Here is a 15,659-nt window from a genome sequence, read left to right as displayed (position 1 = left end):
TCCTTCACTTGCGGGGTGCTGTTTACAGGGGGGCGCAGAGGAGGGCCAGTCGGATGGCGGATGCGCTTTGGGTCTTCGGCTATGGATCGCTGATCTGGGATCCGGGGTTCCCGGTGGCGGAACGCGCGGTGGCGCGGTTGGACGGGTGGCATCGTTCTTTTTGCATGCGGTCGATCCATCACCGCGGGAGTGTAGAGGCACCGGGGCTGGTGCTGGCGCTGGACCGGGCGGCGGGCGCGCATTGCGACGGCGTGGCCTTCCGGGTGGCCGAGGGGCATGAAGCGGCGACGCTGGCCGCGCTGCGCGAGCGGGAATTGGTGTCGTCGGCCTATCTGGAGGTGACGCTGCCTGTCTTACTGGCGGGTGGGGCCGAGGTGGCCGCGTTGGCCTATGTGATCGACCCGGATCACGTGCAGTATTGCGGCGGGCTGCCCCTAGAGGAACAGGCGCAGATCATCGCGCGGGCCACGGGCGGGCGGGGGCCGAACCGGGATTACCTGTGGTCCACCGCCGCGCATCTGGCCGAACTTGGCATCGGGGATGAGGATCTGGACTGGTTGGCGGGCCGGGTCCGTGACATCGTGACGATGACGCAACACTGATCAACGACCGCTTGGCAGGCAGGGCGGGCCTGCTATTCTGCGGCCAAGGGCAACGAGATACGGGCAGGGTGGATGGACAAGCAGCGCGGCGAAGTGTCAACGACCTTCAGCCAGCCGATCCGGCAGATCGTGATGATGCTGCTGGTAACGGGTCTGGTGGGCAGCGGGGCATGGCTGATCCACAGTCAGGTGACGGGGATCTTCCAATCGAACCCCTTGGTGAACGGGTTTATCCTTGGGGTGTTCCTGCTGGGGGTGGTGACCTGTTTCTGGCAGGTGCTGATCCTGATCCAATCCGTAAGCTGGATCGAGGATTTCGTCCGCCACGTTCCCGGCCATGACGCGACGAAACCGCCGCGATTGCTGGCGCCTTTGGCGTCGCTTTTGCGATCGCGGGGGGCGAAGATGCAAATCTCGTCCTCTTCTTCCCGGTCGATCCTTGAATCGGTCGCGACGCGGATCGACGAGGCCCGGGATATCACGCGCTATTTGGCCAACCTTCTGGTTTTCCTTGGTCTTTTGGGGACGTTTTACGGTCTGGCCACCACGGTGCCTGCGGTTGTGGAAACCATCCGTTCCCTTGCCCCGCAAGAGGGGGAGACGGGGCTTCAGGTTTTTGAAAAGCTGATGTCGGGGTTGGAAAGCCAGTTGGGCGGGATGGGGACGGCGTTTTCCTCATCGCTGTTGGGTTTGGCGGGATCGCTGGTGATCGGGCTTTTGGAACTTTTCGCCGGGCATGGGCAGAACCGATTTTACCGAGAGTTGGAGGAATGGCTGTCCTCCATCACCCGCGTCAGCCTGACGGGCAGCGATGGCGAGGGGGGCGATACGGCCGCCATGGCGGCGGTGCTGGATCAGGTGCAGGCGCAGATGGATGCGCTGCAAACGCTGTATACCCAATCCGATATCACGCGGGTGATGGTCGAGGATAAGATCGACGATCTTGCCCGCGCCATCGCGCGGTTGGCCGAACGGCGGGATGGCGGTGGCGGGGCCGATCTGGCCGCCGCCTTGACGCGGATTGCCGAGGGGCAGGAACGGCTGATCGCCGCCGTATCGGGCGAGGGGGGCGGGGCCATGGGGTCGGATGCCGAAAGCCGGATGCGCTTGCGGTCGATCGATGTGCAACTGTTGAAAATCCTTGAGGAAATGTCGGCGGGGCGCGAAGAGTCCTTGGCCGATCTGCGGGCCGATATCGCGGCCTTGACGGCGGCGATCCGGGCCATGGCGCGCGGCGCGCCAGCAGGGCGGGGCTGACCATGGCGCTACGGTCCCGGCGCGATTCATCAATCATCTGGCCCGGCTTCGTGGATGCGGTCACGACGCTGTTGATGGTGATGATGTTCGTGCTGACGATCTTCACCGTGATGCAGGTCGTGCTGCGCGAGACGATCACCACCCAATCGAACGAGTTGGACAGCCTGACCGACCAGATCGCGCAATTGGCTGATGCGCTGGGCCTTGAACGGCAGCGGGCGGCGGGGCTGGAGGCAGAGGTGGGCAACCTGACCGCATCGCTGACGGCGGCGCAGGCGGAAGGGGAGCGGCAGGCGGCGCTGATCACCACGCTGACGGGGCAGTTGGCGACGGCTGAGGGCGCGCTGGCCGATGCGCAGGGACGGATCGCGTCATTCGAGGCGCAGGTGGCGTCGCTGCTGGCAGAGCGCGACGCGGCGCGGGGGCAGGTGACGGAGCTGACGGCATCGGTCGAAGCCCTTGAAGATGCACAGAAAAGGCTGATCTCCGAGCAGGAGGCGCTGCAACTGGCGCTGGCGAAGGCGCGGGACGAGGTGGATGCCAATGCGGAAGCCGCACGCTTGATGGCGGCGCGGCGGGCGGCGGTGGAGGCGTTGATCACGTCACTGCGCAGCCGGGCCGAGGGGGCAGAGGCGCGGCTGTCGGAGGAAGAGGCCGGGCGTCTGGTGGATGCGGCGGCGCTGGAGGAGTTGCGGGAAAAGCTGAAGGGGGCGGATGACGAATTGGCCGCGATGACCCTTGCGCTGGAGGAGCAGAGGCGGCGGGCGGAAGAGACCTTGACCCTGCTTGCCGCGGCCGAGACCGAGGCGGCGAAAGCCGTGGAAGGGCAAACGGAACGCGATGCGGTCCTGGCGGCGGCGGAACGCGCGCTCAGCGAGGAACAGGCCAAGTCCTTGGACGCGCAGAGGAAAGTGGCGCTGCTGAATGAACAGATCGGGGCGCTGCGGTCGCAATTGGCGCAGTTGCAGGCGGTGCTGGATGAGAGTGCCGCGCGAGATGAGGCGGCGCAGGTGCAGTTGCAATCGCTGGGCACGCAGTTGAACGCGGCATTGGCGCAGGTGGCGGCGGAACAGCGGCGGCGGGCCGAGTTGGAGGCGGCAGAGGCGGCACGGTTGGCCGCAGAAAATGCCGATCTGGCGCGGTATCGGTCTGAATTCTTTGGAAAACTGTCCGAGCTTTTGGAGGGGCGCGAGGGCGTTCGGGTGGTGGGAGATCGGTTCCTGTTTTCATCCGAGGTGCTGTTCCAACCGGGGGCGGCGGAATTGGCGCCCGAAGGGCAGGCGCAGATTGCCGGGGTGGTGGAAATCTTGAACGAAATCAGGGGGGATATCCCGCCCGAGATCGACTGGATCATCCGTGTGGACGGCCATACCGACAATGTGCCGCTGTCGGGTCTGGGCGAGTTTGCGGACAATTGGGAATTGTCGCAGGCCCGCGCGCTGTCGGTTGTGCGGTTCATGCAGGAAAGCCTTGGCTTTCCGCCAGAGCGGCTTGCGGCGACGGGGTTCGGGGAATACCGCCCCGTGGCGGCCGGGGATGACGAGCTTGCCCGCGCGCAGAACCGGCGGATCGAATTGAAGCTGACCGAGCGTTGAAGACAGGCGTTAAGATCGCCAGTTTTTCCCTTTGATTTCAGAGATATGACCGATAACGGTTGTGCCCTGTTTTGTGCCGCCTTTTGTGCAGCAAAGTGTTCATACAAATTTCGGCAGGGATCGGTGTCGATTCATGGTTAACGGTGCGATTCTGCAGGGGTGGCCCCGCCCCAGCCTTGTGCCGTGGCCTTTTGAAACCCATGGGGCCCCGGCGCGGGGGGCGGGCGCGATTGGCTATTGCAGCGTCAGGGTTGCCGATTGGCGGCCGAGTTCCGCGCCATTGCGGGTCAAGACAGCCTCGCCCCGGTAATCACCCGCAGGCCAGCCGCCGGGGGGCGTGCGTTTGCCGCCCGCGCGGAAGGCCACGGCCTGCGTGCGGTCGATGGCGACGTCTTGGCGAAAGACCTCTCCCCCCGGGCCGGTGATGGTGAGGGTGAGGGTATCGCCCTGTTTCGGGCCGAAATAGGTGGCCCAGAAGACGAGGGCGGGGGTGTCGGTCGGCAGCGTGGCAGGGCTGGGCAGGCCGTCCTTGATGGCCTGCCATTCGGGGACGGCGGTGGCAAAGCCTGCGCCGGTGAAACCGAAGGGATCATAGGCGATGGGGGTGGCCCAGAGCTGGCCATCGATGGGCGCACCGCAGGCCGGAGTGGCGGCATCGGGTGCGAAAGGATCAAGCGCCACGCCATCCTTGCGGACAGCGATATGGACATGCGGGAATTCGGTATTGCCCGACAGGCCCACAAGGCCGAGTTGGGCGCCAGTGTCCACCTGATCGCCACTGCGCACGGCGATGGAGCCACGTTTGAGGTGGCAATATTGGGTTTGCCAGCCATTGCCGTGGTCGATCACAACGCCATTGCCGCAATCGCGCCCCTCAAGCGGTGGGGCGGCGGGGTCGGAGATGGCGATATCCGCCATCCCGTCACGGACGCCCGTCACCCTGCCGGGGGCAGAGGCAAGGACTGGGACGCCCGCCTGCATCGCGGCCAGATCGTCCAGCGCGAAATCGGTGCCGTCGTGGCCGTTATAGGTGAGATGGCCGCAGGCCAGATCGGCCATGCCGGGGCCGGGGTCGCGGTCGAAATGGTTCTGGATATGGCAATCCTCGCCCAAGGTGCAGGCGATGGGCAGGCCCAATTCAAAGGCCCCCGCCGAGGTGGCGAGGGCCAATGTCAGTGCTGCCGCAGAGCGGATCATTCCGCGGTAAGAAGCGGCGGTTTCTGGCCGGTGAGGCGGGGCTTTTGCGGTTCCTGCACTTGCAGGTCGATCGCATCGTCCTTGACCGCCACGCGGACCAGACCGCCTTTCGTGAGCTTGCCAAAGAGAAGTTCTTCGGCCAGCGGCTTCTTGATGTGTTCCTGGATCACGCGGCCAAGGGGACGCGCGCCCATCTTGTCATCATAGCCCTTGTCGCCCAGCCATTGGGCAGCCTCGGGCGTGAGTTCGATATGGACCCCACGATCCATGAGCTGTGCTTCAAGCTGGAGGACGAATTTCTCGACCACCTGAAGGATGATCTCCTTGCCCAAGGGCGCGAAGGAGATGACCGCATCCAGACGGTTGCGGAATTCCGGCGTGAAGGTGCGTTCGATGGCGGCGGTGTCTTCGCCCGTCCGACGGTCGCGGCCAAAGCCGATGGCGGCCTTGGCCTGTTCGGAGGCGCCTGCATTCGAGGTCATGATCAGGATCACGTTGCGGAAATCGACCTGCCGACCGTTGTGATCGGTCAGCTTGCCGTGGTCCATCACCTGCAACAGGATGTTGTAGACATCCGGGTGCGCCTTTTCCATTTCATCGAGCAGGAGCACGCAATGCGGGTGCTGGTCCACGCCATCGGTGAGCATGCCGCCCTGATCAAAGCCGACATAGCCCGGAGGTGCGCCGATCAGGCGGGAAACGGCATGTTTCTCCATGTATTCCGACATGTCGAAACGCAGGAGTTCCACGCCCAGCGAGCTTGCCAGTTGCTTGGCCACCTCGGTTTTGCCCACACCCGTCGGCCCGGCAAAAAGGTAGTTGCCGATGGGCTTTTCGGGTTCGCGCAGGCCAGCGCGGGCGAGTTTGATCGAGGCGCAGAGAGCCTCTACCGCCTTGTCCTGACCGAAGACCACGCGCTTGAGCGTCTTTTCCAGATCGCGCAGGGTTTCTGCATCGTCCTTGGAGACGTTCTTCGGGGGGATGCGGGCGATTTTCGCGACCACCGCCTCGATCTCTTTCGTCCCCAGCGTCTTGCGCCGCTTGCTTTCCGGCAAGAGGTGCTGGGCCGCCCCTGCCTCGTCGATCACGTCGATGGCGCTGTCGGGCAGCTTGCGGTCGTTGATGTAGCGATGCGCCAGTTCCACCGCTGCCTTGATGGCGTCGGCGGTGTAGCGCAGGTCGTGGTGTTCCTCGAAATGCGGTTTGAGGCCCATCAGGATCTTGATCGCATCCGGCACGGTGGGTTCGTTCACGTCGATCTTCTGGAAGCGCCGCGACAGGGCGCGGTCCTTTTCGAAGTGCTGACGGAATTCCTTGTAGGTGGTGGAACCCATGGTGCGCAGCTTGCCACCCTGAAGCGCGGGCTTCAGGAGGTTGGAGGCATCCATGGCACCGCCCGACGTGGCACCGGCACCAATGACGGTGTGAATTTCGTCGATGAAGAGGATGCCGTCGGGGTGATCCTCCATCTCTTTCACAACGGCCTTCAGGCGTTCTTCGAAATCGCCGCGATAGCGGGTGCCAGCAAGCAGAGCCCCCATGTCGAGGCTATAGATCGTGGCGCCTGACAGAACCTCTGGCACCTCTTTCTTGACGATCTTCCAGGCAAGACCTTCGGCGATGGCCGTCTTGCCCACGCCGGGATCACCGACGAGGAGGGGGTTGTTCTTGCGGCGGCGGCAGAGGACTTGGATCGCACGCTCCACCTCGGCCTCGCGGCCGATGAGGGGGTCAACGTCGCCCTTGATGGCCTTCACGTTCAGATCGACGCAATATTTGGAGAGGGCGCTTTCCTTCGCCTCGCCCGCCTCGGCCTTGGGGGTTTCCTGACGTTCTTCATCGGCACCGGACACCGGGCGGCTTTCGCCATAGGACGGGTCCTTGGCGACGCCATGGGCGATGAAGTTGACGGCGTCGTAGCGCGTCATGTCCTGTTCTTGCAGGAAATAGGCGGCGTTGGATTCCCGTTCCGCGAAGATGGCGACAAGGACATTGGCCCCCGTCACCTCATTCCGGCCCGACGATTGCACATGGATCGCCGCGCGCTGGATGACACGTTGGAAGGCGGCGGTGGGCACAGCCTCGGACCCTTCGACATCCGTCACAAGGGTGGAGAGGTCGTCGTCGATGAAATCGATCAGCGTCTTGCGCAATTCGTCAAGGTTGACCGAGCAGGCTTTCATGACGCGCGCGGCATCGGGTTCATCGATCAGCGCGAGCAGCAAATGTTCAAGCGTCGCCAATTCGTGGCGGCGGGCATTGGCGAGGGCCAGGGCGCCGTGGATGGCCTGTTCAAGGGTGGTGGAAAACGATGGCACGTTTGTGGTGCTCCTGTCTCTCAGGGCGCGGAGGAGGGTCCTCCGAACCGTGGCCTCATACAGTTAGAGTTCGGCTAATTTCGACCCACTTCAAGGGTTTTCTGGCCAGTTTCGTGCTTTCCTGCATCCTGGACGCAAAATGTGATCATCATGCGGCAGGCATTGTTCAGAACCTGTCCTTGCGCGCGCGGATTTCGGCGAAGGTTTCGACGTCGGAGGCATCGGGGCGGCCTATGGCGGACTTCAGGCCGGGCAGGTGGGCGCGCAGGAAAGGGTTGGTGTCGCATTCCTCAGAGAGCGGGACGGGGACGGAGGGAAGGCTTTCGCGGCGCAACCCGGCGACCCGTTCGATACGAGAGATAAGCGCGGGGTTTGCGGGTTCAAGGGTCTGGGCGAAACGCAGATTGCCGGTGGTGTATTCGTGGCCCGAGCAGATGAGCGTTTCCCCCGGCAGCGCAGCGAGGCGCGAGAGGGAGGCCCACATCTGCGCGGGCGTGCCTTCGAAGAGGCGGCCGCAGCCCGCGGCCATCAGGCTGTCGCCGGTGAAGGCAAGGTGGGCAGCGGGGATGTGAAAGGCGATATGGCCGATCGTGTGGCCGGGGACGGGGAAGGTTTCCACCGTCTGGCCCGCAAAGGTAAAGGTGCCATCGTCGGGCAGCGCCGTGTCGAGGGGCGGTAGGCGATGGGCATCGGCGGCGGCCCCCGTCACCTTCGCGCCTGTCGCCGAACGCAGGGCGGGGACGCCGTCGATATGATCATTGTGGTGATGCGTGAGCCAGATGTCGGTCAGCCCCCAGCCGCGCGCGGACAGCGCGGCAAGGATCGGCGCGGCCTCTGGCACATCGACCACCGCCGTTGCGCCGCTGGCCGGATCATGGACCAGATAGGCGTAGTTGTCGGCAAGGCAGGGAAGGGTGACAAGTTCAAGCGGCATGGTCTTTGATCCGATCCTTTGTAGACTGGCCCGCAGAAGGGGCCTTGCATGTTCCGCGCCAGATGGGGCGTCATGCACAGAGTGAACCGGGGAGAGAGCCAGAGGCAATGCATCTTGATGTGCAGGACCTGCGGAACTTTTACTACCGCACCCAGCTGGGCCGGGTGGCGCAAAGGGCGATCCGGGATCGGGTCGTGGACCTTTGGCCGGTGCAGAGCGGGCAGACGGTGGCGGGGTTCGGTTTTGCCGTGCCACTCTTGCGCCCTTATCTGGCCGATAGCCGACGGGTGATCGGTCTGATGCCGGGGCCGCAGGGCGTGATGCCCTGGCCTGCCGGGATGGAGAATGTCAGCGTCCTTTGCGAAGAAACGCATTGGCCTGTGCCGACCGGGCTGGTGGACCGGCTGGTGATGCTGCACGGGCTGGAGACTTCGGAACACCCGACGGCGGTTTTGGAAGAGGCGCATCGCGTGCTGGGGCCGGGCGGGAAGGCGCTGGTCGTTGTGCCGAACCGGTCGGGGCTGTGGTCGCGGCGGGATGGCACGCCCTTCGGCTTTGGCCGCCCCTATTCGATGACGCAGCTGGAGACGCAGCTGAAGCGGCACGGGTTCACGCCGGAACGGACCTGCGCCGCGCTGTTCGTGCCGCCGTCATCGGCGCGGTTCTGGCTGCGCACGGCGGATTTCTGGGAGGGGATCGGCCGGCGCTTTGGTCCTTGGCTGGCGGGGGGGGTGCTGATGGTGGAGGCCAGCAAGCAGGTCTATGCCCCCACGCGCGGGGGTCTGGGGGCCTTGGCGCGCAGGCCGTTGAAGGTGCTGGAAGGCGTGGGCAAGGGCGTGCCGGAACCGGCGATGAACCGGAAGGGGGGGTGAGCCCCCCCTTTTGGCGCCGCCATCAGGCGAAGGCGACGCCACGGTTGATGGTCAGACGCGGATCGTCGAGGGCGAGGTTCTGGTTCCAGATGATGGCCACCCGATCGTCGCCGACAAGGATTTCGGTGTAAGGGTCATCGTTTATGTCATCGAGGGGATCGACCGGAAAGTAGCGCGTGGTCAGAGCACCGGTCAGATCCTTGTCGATATCGAGGATAAGTTGGTCGCTTTCGGATAAGTCCCGGACTTCGGCAGGCGCGCGGCCTGCGATGACGTGATCTTCCGCGATGCCGAAGGTGATGCTGTCATTCCCTTCGCCGGAAATGACAGTGCTGCCCATCCATGCGCGGATCGTGTCGTCGCCGGATCCGTCCCCGATCTCGAGGCCTTGGGCGTAATTGAGGTCCGCGGTGACGACATCGTTGCCAGCGCCCATATTCATCAAGACCCGAACGGAGCGCAGTTCCGTCGCAGGGGCCGACGGGTCGTCGCGCAGCATGGCGCTATCATCGCCATCGCCCCCAAAGAATTCGTCCTCGAAGAAGTTGTCCTGTGCCGATGGGGCGAAGGTGCCATCCGAGATGAAGCTGTCATTGCCTGCGCCTCCAAAGACGACGGATCGACCATCGCTGTCGAGGTAGATGTCGTCACCATCGCCCAAGCCGACGCGCCCGGCGCGCGCGGAATCGCCGCCGGTGACGGAGTCATTGCCCGCCCCCATCATGGCGAGGGGTTGATCTCCGGCCAGCGTGATGGTGTCAGCCGCACCAGTCCCGGTGGTGATGCTGTCGTAAAGGCCCTCAGTGGGCGGGGGCGGAGCATCGGCCAGAAACGCGCTGACGGTGCCACGGCTGAAGGTGAAATCGTCAAGCTTCAGTCCGGTCACCCCCTTGACGATGATCGTCGAAATGTTCGGGACGGTGTCAAAGGGGCCAACGTACGGCTCTTCCCAGACAATGGATAGGGTCGTGTCGATGCCGTCATCGGTAAGATCAAGCGCGCTGGGCGTACCCTGCATGTCGACTTGGATGCGGTCTTGAGATTTGGTGAAGTCAGTGATCGTTGTGGTATTGGACGGATCGGGCGCGAATGAATTTTCCAAAGTCTGGACGTAGAATAGGTCGTTGCCTACCCCGCCGGTGATTTCTCCGCCGATATCGGCAAGCAGCGTGTCATTCCCGGCGTCACCGAAGCCATGCACGCCCTTGCGGATGATGACAATGTCGTCTCCGATTCCACCAAAAAATTCGATAGGCTCGTCCTGGCTGGACAAGGTCAGACCCATATTCAAACGGTCGTTCCCGGAACCGCCGAAGAGTTTGCCTGCACCCGTTTCCGAGGGATCATTCGGCATACCCAGTACAAGGCCCGGAAGGAAGGTGAGTTGGTCATCTCCGTTGTTGCCATAGAGGGTCGTGTTTACGGTGCCCCGCAAGGTGTCGTCTCCCGCTCCCCCATAGGCGGTGCTGTCTTCCACTGCCGTCAACCAGTCGTCCCCATTGCCACCATAGGCGGTGCTGCTATCGAATGTTCGCAGCCAGTCGTCCCCGGAGTCGCCATAAACAACGCTTGAGTCTGCCGCGGCGAAGCCGTCGTTGTCGTCGCCGCCATAAGCGGTGCTGGAGCCTTCTGTAGAAAAGAAGTCTGAACCTGCGCCGCCATATGCGAAGCTTTGGTCGGTCTGGATGAACTCATCGTTGTTTTCGCCTCCAAAGAGGACGCTATTGTCCGCGCCTTTCAATAGGTCTTTGCCGAAGCCACCATAGCCGATACTGCGGTCAGAAATGGTGAGGGTGTCCCGCCCGACATCGCCATAGGCGGTGCCTGATCCGCGGGCAGAGAGGGTGTCGTCGCCGCCAAGCGCATGGACACTGTCATCCCCGGTCAGGATCAACTCGTCTCCCCCAGCCGTGCCGCGCGGGCCGGAGGGGGTGTCGTTGTCGTCGTCATCCGCGCCGTCATCAACGCTGCCGCCGCCTGCGTTGCGGGCGGAGGGGGAATTCGTTCCGTCGGGGACGGCCGCGTCGTCGTCATCATCATCCATCATGAAGCTGACGCCGGCGGCGGCGGCGAAAAGGCCGGCAAGCAGGAAGAAACCCATGATTCACTCGCACAAAAGAAACTCGGAACACAAAAATGCTACCAAAGGTTGCGCTTTTGACAAAGCGATTTTGCGATGCCGCCGGGCGGGTGATTCTGCGCTGCGGCGACGGTGTTTGGCCCCGTCTGGGGGCGCAAAGAGTCGCAGGGGCGGATGTCGGGCGCTAACGTTCTGGAAAAGCTGACCGGAACAGTCACGTTCCCGCGACCTTCCCGGTTGCAGGGTTGGTGGACCTCTGCTAATGACGCCGCGAAATCAAGAGACGCGGGTGGTTGCCCGCGCCCACTGACCCTTTGTGCCCCAGCGTCCTGCGCGGGTGCGGGGTCCTGACAGCGGAAGGGTTGACGTGTCCGAACCTGCTTCGATCTCCTCCGGCATCGCCGCAAGATATGCCACTGCCTTGTTCGAACTGGCCAAGGACGCCAAAGCGCTGAAGGCGCTGGAAGCGGATGCCGAGGCTTTGGGTGCCGCGCTGGAGGCCAGCGCCGACCTGCGCGAGATGATCGCCTCGCCCGTCATCAGCCGTGACGATCAGGCGGCGGCCATTGCCGCGCTGGCCAAGAAGATGAAACTGTCGGAACTGACCGCAAATACGCTGGCCCTGATGGCTGCGAAGCGCCGCCTGTTCGTGCTGGCGGCGTTGGTTGCCGACCTGAAGGCCCGCATCGCCGAGGAAAAAGGCGAAGTGACGGCCGAAGTCACCAGCGCCGCTGCGCTGTCGGCCGATCAGGCGAAGAAACTGGCCGCGACGCTGAAGGCGCGTGTCGGCAAGGATGTGAAACTGAAAGTTGCCGTCGATGAAAGCCTCATCGGCGGTCTTGTCGTCAAGCTGGGCTCGACCATGATCGACACGTCGGTGCGGTCGAAGCTCGCGGCTCTCCAGAATGCAATGAAAGAGGTTGGGTGATGGGAATCCAGGCTGCTGAGATCTCTGCGATCCTCAAGGAGCAGATCAAGAACTTCGGCAAGGACGCCGAAGTGGCCGAAGTGGGGCGTGTGCTGAGTGTCGGCGACGGGATTGCCCGCGTGCATGGTCTGGACAATGTCCAGGCCGGCGAGATGGTCGAATTCCCCGGCGGCATCCGCGGCATGGCGCTGAACCTTGAAGTCGACAACGTCGGCGTCGTGATCTTCGGGTCCGACCAGGACATCAAGGAAGGCGATGTCGTCAAGCGCACCAAGTCCATCGTGGACGTGCCCGCCGGTGACGCGCTTCTGGGCCGCGTGGTGGACGCGCTGGGCAACCCGATCGACGGCAAGGGCCCGATCGCGGCGACCGAGCGTCGCGTGGCCGACGTGAAGGCCCCCGGCATCATCCCGCGGAAATCGGTGCATGAACCCATGGCGACCGGCCTGAAGGCCGTGGACGCGATGATCCCCGTTGGCCGTGGCCAGCGCGAACTGATCATCGGCGACCGCCAGACCGGCAAGACCGCCGTCGCGCTGGACACGATCCTGAACCAGAAGGTCTATAACGAGGCCGCCGGTTCGGATGAATCGAAGAAGCTGTATTGCATCTATGTCGCGATCGGGCAGAAGCGTTCGACCGTGGCGCAGCTGGTGAAGAAGCTGGAAGAGACGGGCGCGATTGCCTACACGATCGTGGTGGCCGCCACCGCGTCGGACCCCGCGCCGATGCAGTTCCTTGCGCCTTATGCCGCGACCTCGATGGCGGAATATTTCCGCGACAACGGCCGCCATGCCTTGATCATCTATGATGACCTGTCGAAGCAGGCTGTTGCCTATCGTCAGATGTCGCTGCTGCTGCGCCGTCCGCCGGGGCGTGAAGCCTATCCGGGTGACGTGTTCTACCTCCACTCGCGTCTGCTGGAGCGTTCGTCGAAGCTGAACGAGGATTTCGGTTCGGGCTCGCTGACCGCGCTGCCGATCATCGAAACGCAGGGCGGCGACGTGTCGGCCTTTATTCCGACGAACGTGATCTCGATCACCGACGGGCAGATCTTCCTTGAAACCGAACTCTTCTATCAGGGCATCCGCCCGGCCGTGAACACCGGTCTGTCGGTGTCGCGCGTGGGGTCTTCGGCGCAAACCTCGGCCATGAAGTCGGTGGCGGGCAAGGTGAAGCTGGAACTGGCGCAGTATCGCGAAATGGCGGCCTTTGCGCAGTTCGGTTCCGACCTTGATGCCGCGACGCAGCAGCTTTTGAACCGCGGCGCGCGTCTGACGGAACTGATGAAGCAGCCGCAGTACTCGCCGCTGACCAATGCCGAAATCGTCTGCGTGATCTATGCGGGCACCAACGGCTATCTGGACAAGGTGGCGGTCAAGGATGTGGGCCGTTTCGAAGCCGGTCTTCTGAAGCATCTGCGCACCAAGGGCGCGGCGCTGCTGGAAGACATCACCAAGAACGACCGCAAGGTGGCGGGCGATCTTGAGAAGGCGATCCGCGCGGAGCTTGATGCATTCGCCAAAGACTTCGCTTGATTTGGCCCTTGAGGGAGTAGGCAGATGCCCAGCCTGAAGGACCTAAAAAACCGTATCGGAAGCGTGAAGAACACGCGGAAGATCACGAAGGCGATGCAGATGGTCGCGGCGGCGAAACTTCGCCGCGCCCAAGAGGCTGCGGAAGCGGCCCGCCCCTATGCCGAGCGGATGAATGCCGTGATGGCGGGGCTGGCCTCTTCGGTTGGCAGCTCTGCCTCGGCCCCCCGTCTGTTGGCGGGTACGGGGTCGGACAAGGTGCACCTGTTGGTCGTGATGACCGCAGAGCGCGGGCTGTGCGGCGGCTTCAACTCCACCATCGCGCGTCTGGCGCGGGCGCATGCGCAGCAACTGCTGGCACAGGGCAAGACGGTGAAGATCCTGACCGTCGGCAAGAAGGGGCGCGAACAGCTGAAGCGCGACCTTTCGGCCCATTTCGTGGGCCATGTCGACCTGAGCGAAGTGAAGCGCGTGGGCTATGCCAATGCGCAGACCATCGCCAAGGACGTGATCGCGCGCTTTGAGGCGGGTGAGTTCGATGTGGCGACGTTGTTCTACAACCGTTTCCAATCGGTCATCAGCCAGATCCCGACCGCGCAGCAGGTGATCCCCGCGCAGTTCGAGGGCGATGCGGCGGTCAGCACGCTGTACGATTATGAACCCGGCGAAGAGGCGATCCTTGCGGATCTGCTGCCGCGCGGGGTAGCGACGCAGGTCTTCGCGGCGTTGCTGGAGAACGGGGCGTCCGAGCAGGGCGCGCGGATGTCGGCCATGGACAACGCCACGCGCAATGCGGGCGACATGATCAACAAGCTGACGATCCAGTACAACCGTTCGCGTCAGGCCGCGATTACCAAAGAGCTTATCGAAATCATTTCGGGCGCTGAGGCGCTCTGAGGAACCGGAGAGACAAGATGGCACAAGGCAAAGTCACGCAGGTGATCGGCGCCGTCGTTGACGTGCAGTTCGATGGGGCGCTTCCGGCGATCCTGAACGCGCTCGAGACGGACAACAACGGCAAGAAGCTGATCCTCGAAGTTGCGCAGCATCTGGGCGAAAGCACCGTGCGCACCATCGCCATGGACGCGACCGAAGGTCTGGTTCGTGGCGCGGTGGTCAAGGACCTTGGCGCGCCGATCTCGGTGCCGGTGGGCGACGCAACGCTGGGCCGCATCCTGAACGTGATCGGCGAGCCGATCGACGAAAAGGGCCCGATCGCCGCGACCGAGACCCGCGCGATCCACCAGCCCGCCCCGGACTTCGCGGCGCAGGCCACGGAAAGCCAGATCCTTGTGACCGGCATCAAGGTGATCGACCTGCTGGCACCTTACGCCAAGGGCGGGAAGATCGGCCTGTTCGGCGGTGCCGGCGTGGGCAAGACGGTTCTGATCATGGAACTGATCAACAACATCGCCAAGGTGCACTCGGGCTATTCGGTGTTCGCGGGCGTGGGTGAACGGACCCGTGAGGGCAACGACCTCTATCACGAGATGATGGAATCGGGCGTTATCAAGGTGGATGACCTTGCCTCGTCCAAAGTGGCGCTGGTCTATGGCCAGATGAACGAACCGCCGGGCGCGCGTGCCCGCGTGGCGCTGACCGGCCTGACGCTGGCCGAACAGTTCCGCGACCAGTCCGGCACCGACGTGCTGTTCTTCGTGGACAACATCTTCCGCTTCACGCAGGCGGGTTCGGAAGTGTCCGCGCTTCTGGGCCGTATTCCTTCGGCCGTGGGTTACCAGCCGACGCTGGCCACCGACATGGGCGCGCTGCAGGAACGCATCACTTCGACCAAGGCGGGGTCCATCACCTCGGTTCAGGCGATCTACGTTCCGGCCGACGACCTTACCGACCCGGCGCCGGCAACCTCCTTCGCGCACCTTGACGCAACGACCGTTCTGTCGCGCGCCATTTCGGAACTTGGCATCTATCCGGCGGTGGACCCTCTCGACTCCACCTCGCGTCTGATGGACCCGCAGATCCTTGGCGATGAGCATTACGGCGTCGCTCGTCAGGTGCAGGGGATCCTTCAGCGCTATAAGTCGCTGCAGGACATCATCGCCATCCTTGGCATGGACGAACTGAGCGAAGAGGACAAGCTGACCGTGGCCCGCGCCCGGAAGATCCAGCGTTTCCTGTCGCAGCCCTTCGACGTTGCGAAGGTCTTCACCGGATCGGACGGCGTGCAGGTTCCGCTGGAAAAGACCATCGCCTCCTTCAAGGCTGTGGTGAATGGCGAATATGACCACCTGCCCGAGGCCGCCTTCTACATGGTGGGCGACATCGACGAGGTGATCGCCAAGGCGCAGCGCCTTGCTGCGCAAGCCGCGTAAGAAGGGAA

The 15,659-nt window shown here is 63.6% G+C and carries 12 protein-coding genes; 8 read left to right on the top strand and 4 right to left on the bottom strand.

Features of this window, described 5'->3' with window-relative positions; translation table 11 throughout:
* Positions 1 to 53: 53 nt before the first annotated feature.
* From QF092_RS09960 to QF092_RS09950, 3 genes are all read left to right on the top strand, one after another.
* Complete coding sequence (locus tag QF092_RS09960; protein WP_281463752.1) at positions 54 to 602, top strand: gamma-glutamylcyclotransferase; 549 nt, start codon at positions 54 to 56, stop codon at positions 600 to 602.
* A 72-nt stretch (positions 603 to 674) separates the two neighbouring features.
* Positions 675 to 1,859, top strand: coding sequence for a biopolymer transporter ExbB (locus tag QF092_RS09955; protein WP_281463751.1), 1,185 nt, complete (start codon positions 675 to 677; stop codon positions 1,857 to 1,859).
* Positions 1,856 to 3,454 (top strand): peptidoglycan -binding protein, encoded by a 1,599-nt coding sequence (locus tag QF092_RS09950; RefSeq protein WP_420026539.1) that lies wholly within the window; start codon positions 1,856 to 1,858, stop codon positions 3,452 to 3,454. Before QF092_RS09955 ends, QF092_RS09950 begins: the two co-directional genes overlap by 4 nt.
* 234 nt (positions 3,455 to 3,688) lie before the next feature.
* Here QF092_RS09950 and QF092_RS09945 read toward each other — a convergent pair whose 3' ends face one another.
* From QF092_RS09945 to gloB, 3 genes are all read right to left on the bottom strand, one after another.
* The gene (locus QF092_RS09945; RefSeq protein ID WP_281463749.1) at positions 3,689 to 4,651 is read right to left on the bottom strand and encodes a M23 family metallopeptidase; all 963 of its coding nucleotides are present in this window, start codon (positions 4,649 to 4,651) and stop codon (positions 3,689 to 3,691) included.
* Positions 4,648 to 6,969 carry an ATP-dependent Clp protease ATP-binding subunit ClpA gene (gene clpA, locus QF092_RS09940; protein ID WP_281463748.1) on the bottom strand — a complete coding sequence of 774 codons (2,322 nt, stop codon included), beginning with the start codon at positions 6,967 to 6,969 and terminating at the stop codon, positions 4,648 to 4,650. The genes QF092_RS09945 and clpA overlap by 4 nt, the downstream gene beginning before the upstream one ends.
* A gap of 166 nt (positions 6,970 to 7,135) precedes the next feature.
* The gene (gene gloB / locus QF092_RS09935; RefSeq protein WP_281463747.1) at positions 7,136 to 7,903 is read right to left on the bottom strand and encodes a hydroxyacylglutathione hydrolase; all 768 of its coding nucleotides are present in this window, start codon (positions 7,901 to 7,903) and stop codon (positions 7,136 to 7,138) included.
* A 107-nt stretch (positions 7,904 to 8,010) separates the two neighbouring features.
* On the opposite strand from gloB, the gene QF092_RS09930 reads away from it, so the two are divergent.
* On the top strand, positions 8,011 to 8,775 hold the full coding sequence (locus QF092_RS09930; RefSeq protein ID WP_281463746.1) for a class I SAM-dependent methyltransferase: 765 nt from the start codon (positions 8,011 to 8,013) through the stop codon (positions 8,773 to 8,775).
* A gap of 22 nt (positions 8,776 to 8,797) precedes the next feature.
* Here QF092_RS09930 and QF092_RS09925 read toward each other — a convergent pair whose 3' ends face one another.
* Positions 8,798 to 10,876 (bottom strand): calcium-binding protein, encoded by a 2,079-nt coding sequence (locus tag QF092_RS09925; protein WP_281463745.1) that lies wholly within the window; start codon positions 10,874 to 10,876, stop codon positions 8,798 to 8,800.
* Between the two features lie 346 nt (positions 10,877 to 11,222).
* On the opposite strand from QF092_RS09925, the gene QF092_RS09920 reads away from it, so the two are divergent.
* The 4 genes from QF092_RS09920 to atpD are packed head-to-tail and all read left to right on the top strand — an operon-like array spanning position 11,223 to position 15,651.
* The gene (locus QF092_RS09920; protein ID WP_281463744.1) at positions 11,223 to 11,783 is read left to right on the top strand and encodes a F0F1 ATP synthase subunit delta; all 561 of its coding nucleotides are present in this window, start codon (positions 11,223 to 11,225) and stop codon (positions 11,781 to 11,783) included.
* Complete coding sequence (atpA, locus tag QF092_RS09915; protein ID WP_281463743.1) at positions 11,783 to 13,321, top strand: F0F1 ATP synthase subunit alpha; 1,539 nt, start codon at positions 11,783 to 11,785, stop codon at positions 13,319 to 13,321. The genes QF092_RS09920 and atpA overlap by 1 nt, the downstream gene beginning before the upstream one ends.
* A 24-nt stretch (positions 13,322 to 13,345) precedes the next feature.
* Positions 13,346 to 14,215 carry a F0F1 ATP synthase subunit gamma gene (locus QF092_RS09910; RefSeq protein ID WP_281463742.1) on the top strand — a complete coding sequence of 290 codons (870 nt, stop codon included), beginning with the start codon at positions 13,346 to 13,348 and terminating at the stop codon, positions 14,213 to 14,215.
* 17 nt (positions 14,216 to 14,232) lie between these two features.
* Positions 14,233 to 15,651 (top strand): F0F1 ATP synthase subunit beta, encoded by a 1,419-nt coding sequence (gene atpD / locus QF092_RS09905; protein WP_281463741.1) that lies wholly within the window; start codon positions 14,233 to 14,235, stop codon positions 15,649 to 15,651.
* The last annotated feature ends 8 nt before the right edge of the window (positions 15,652 to 15,659 follow it).

The sequence above is a fragment of the Fuscovulum ytuae genome (genome assembly GCF_029953595.1).
GTDB lineage: Bacteria > Pseudomonadota > Alphaproteobacteria > Rhodobacterales > Rhodobacteraceae > Paragemmobacter > Paragemmobacter ytuae.
This window is presented reverse-complemented; position numbering and strand designations above follow the sequence as displayed.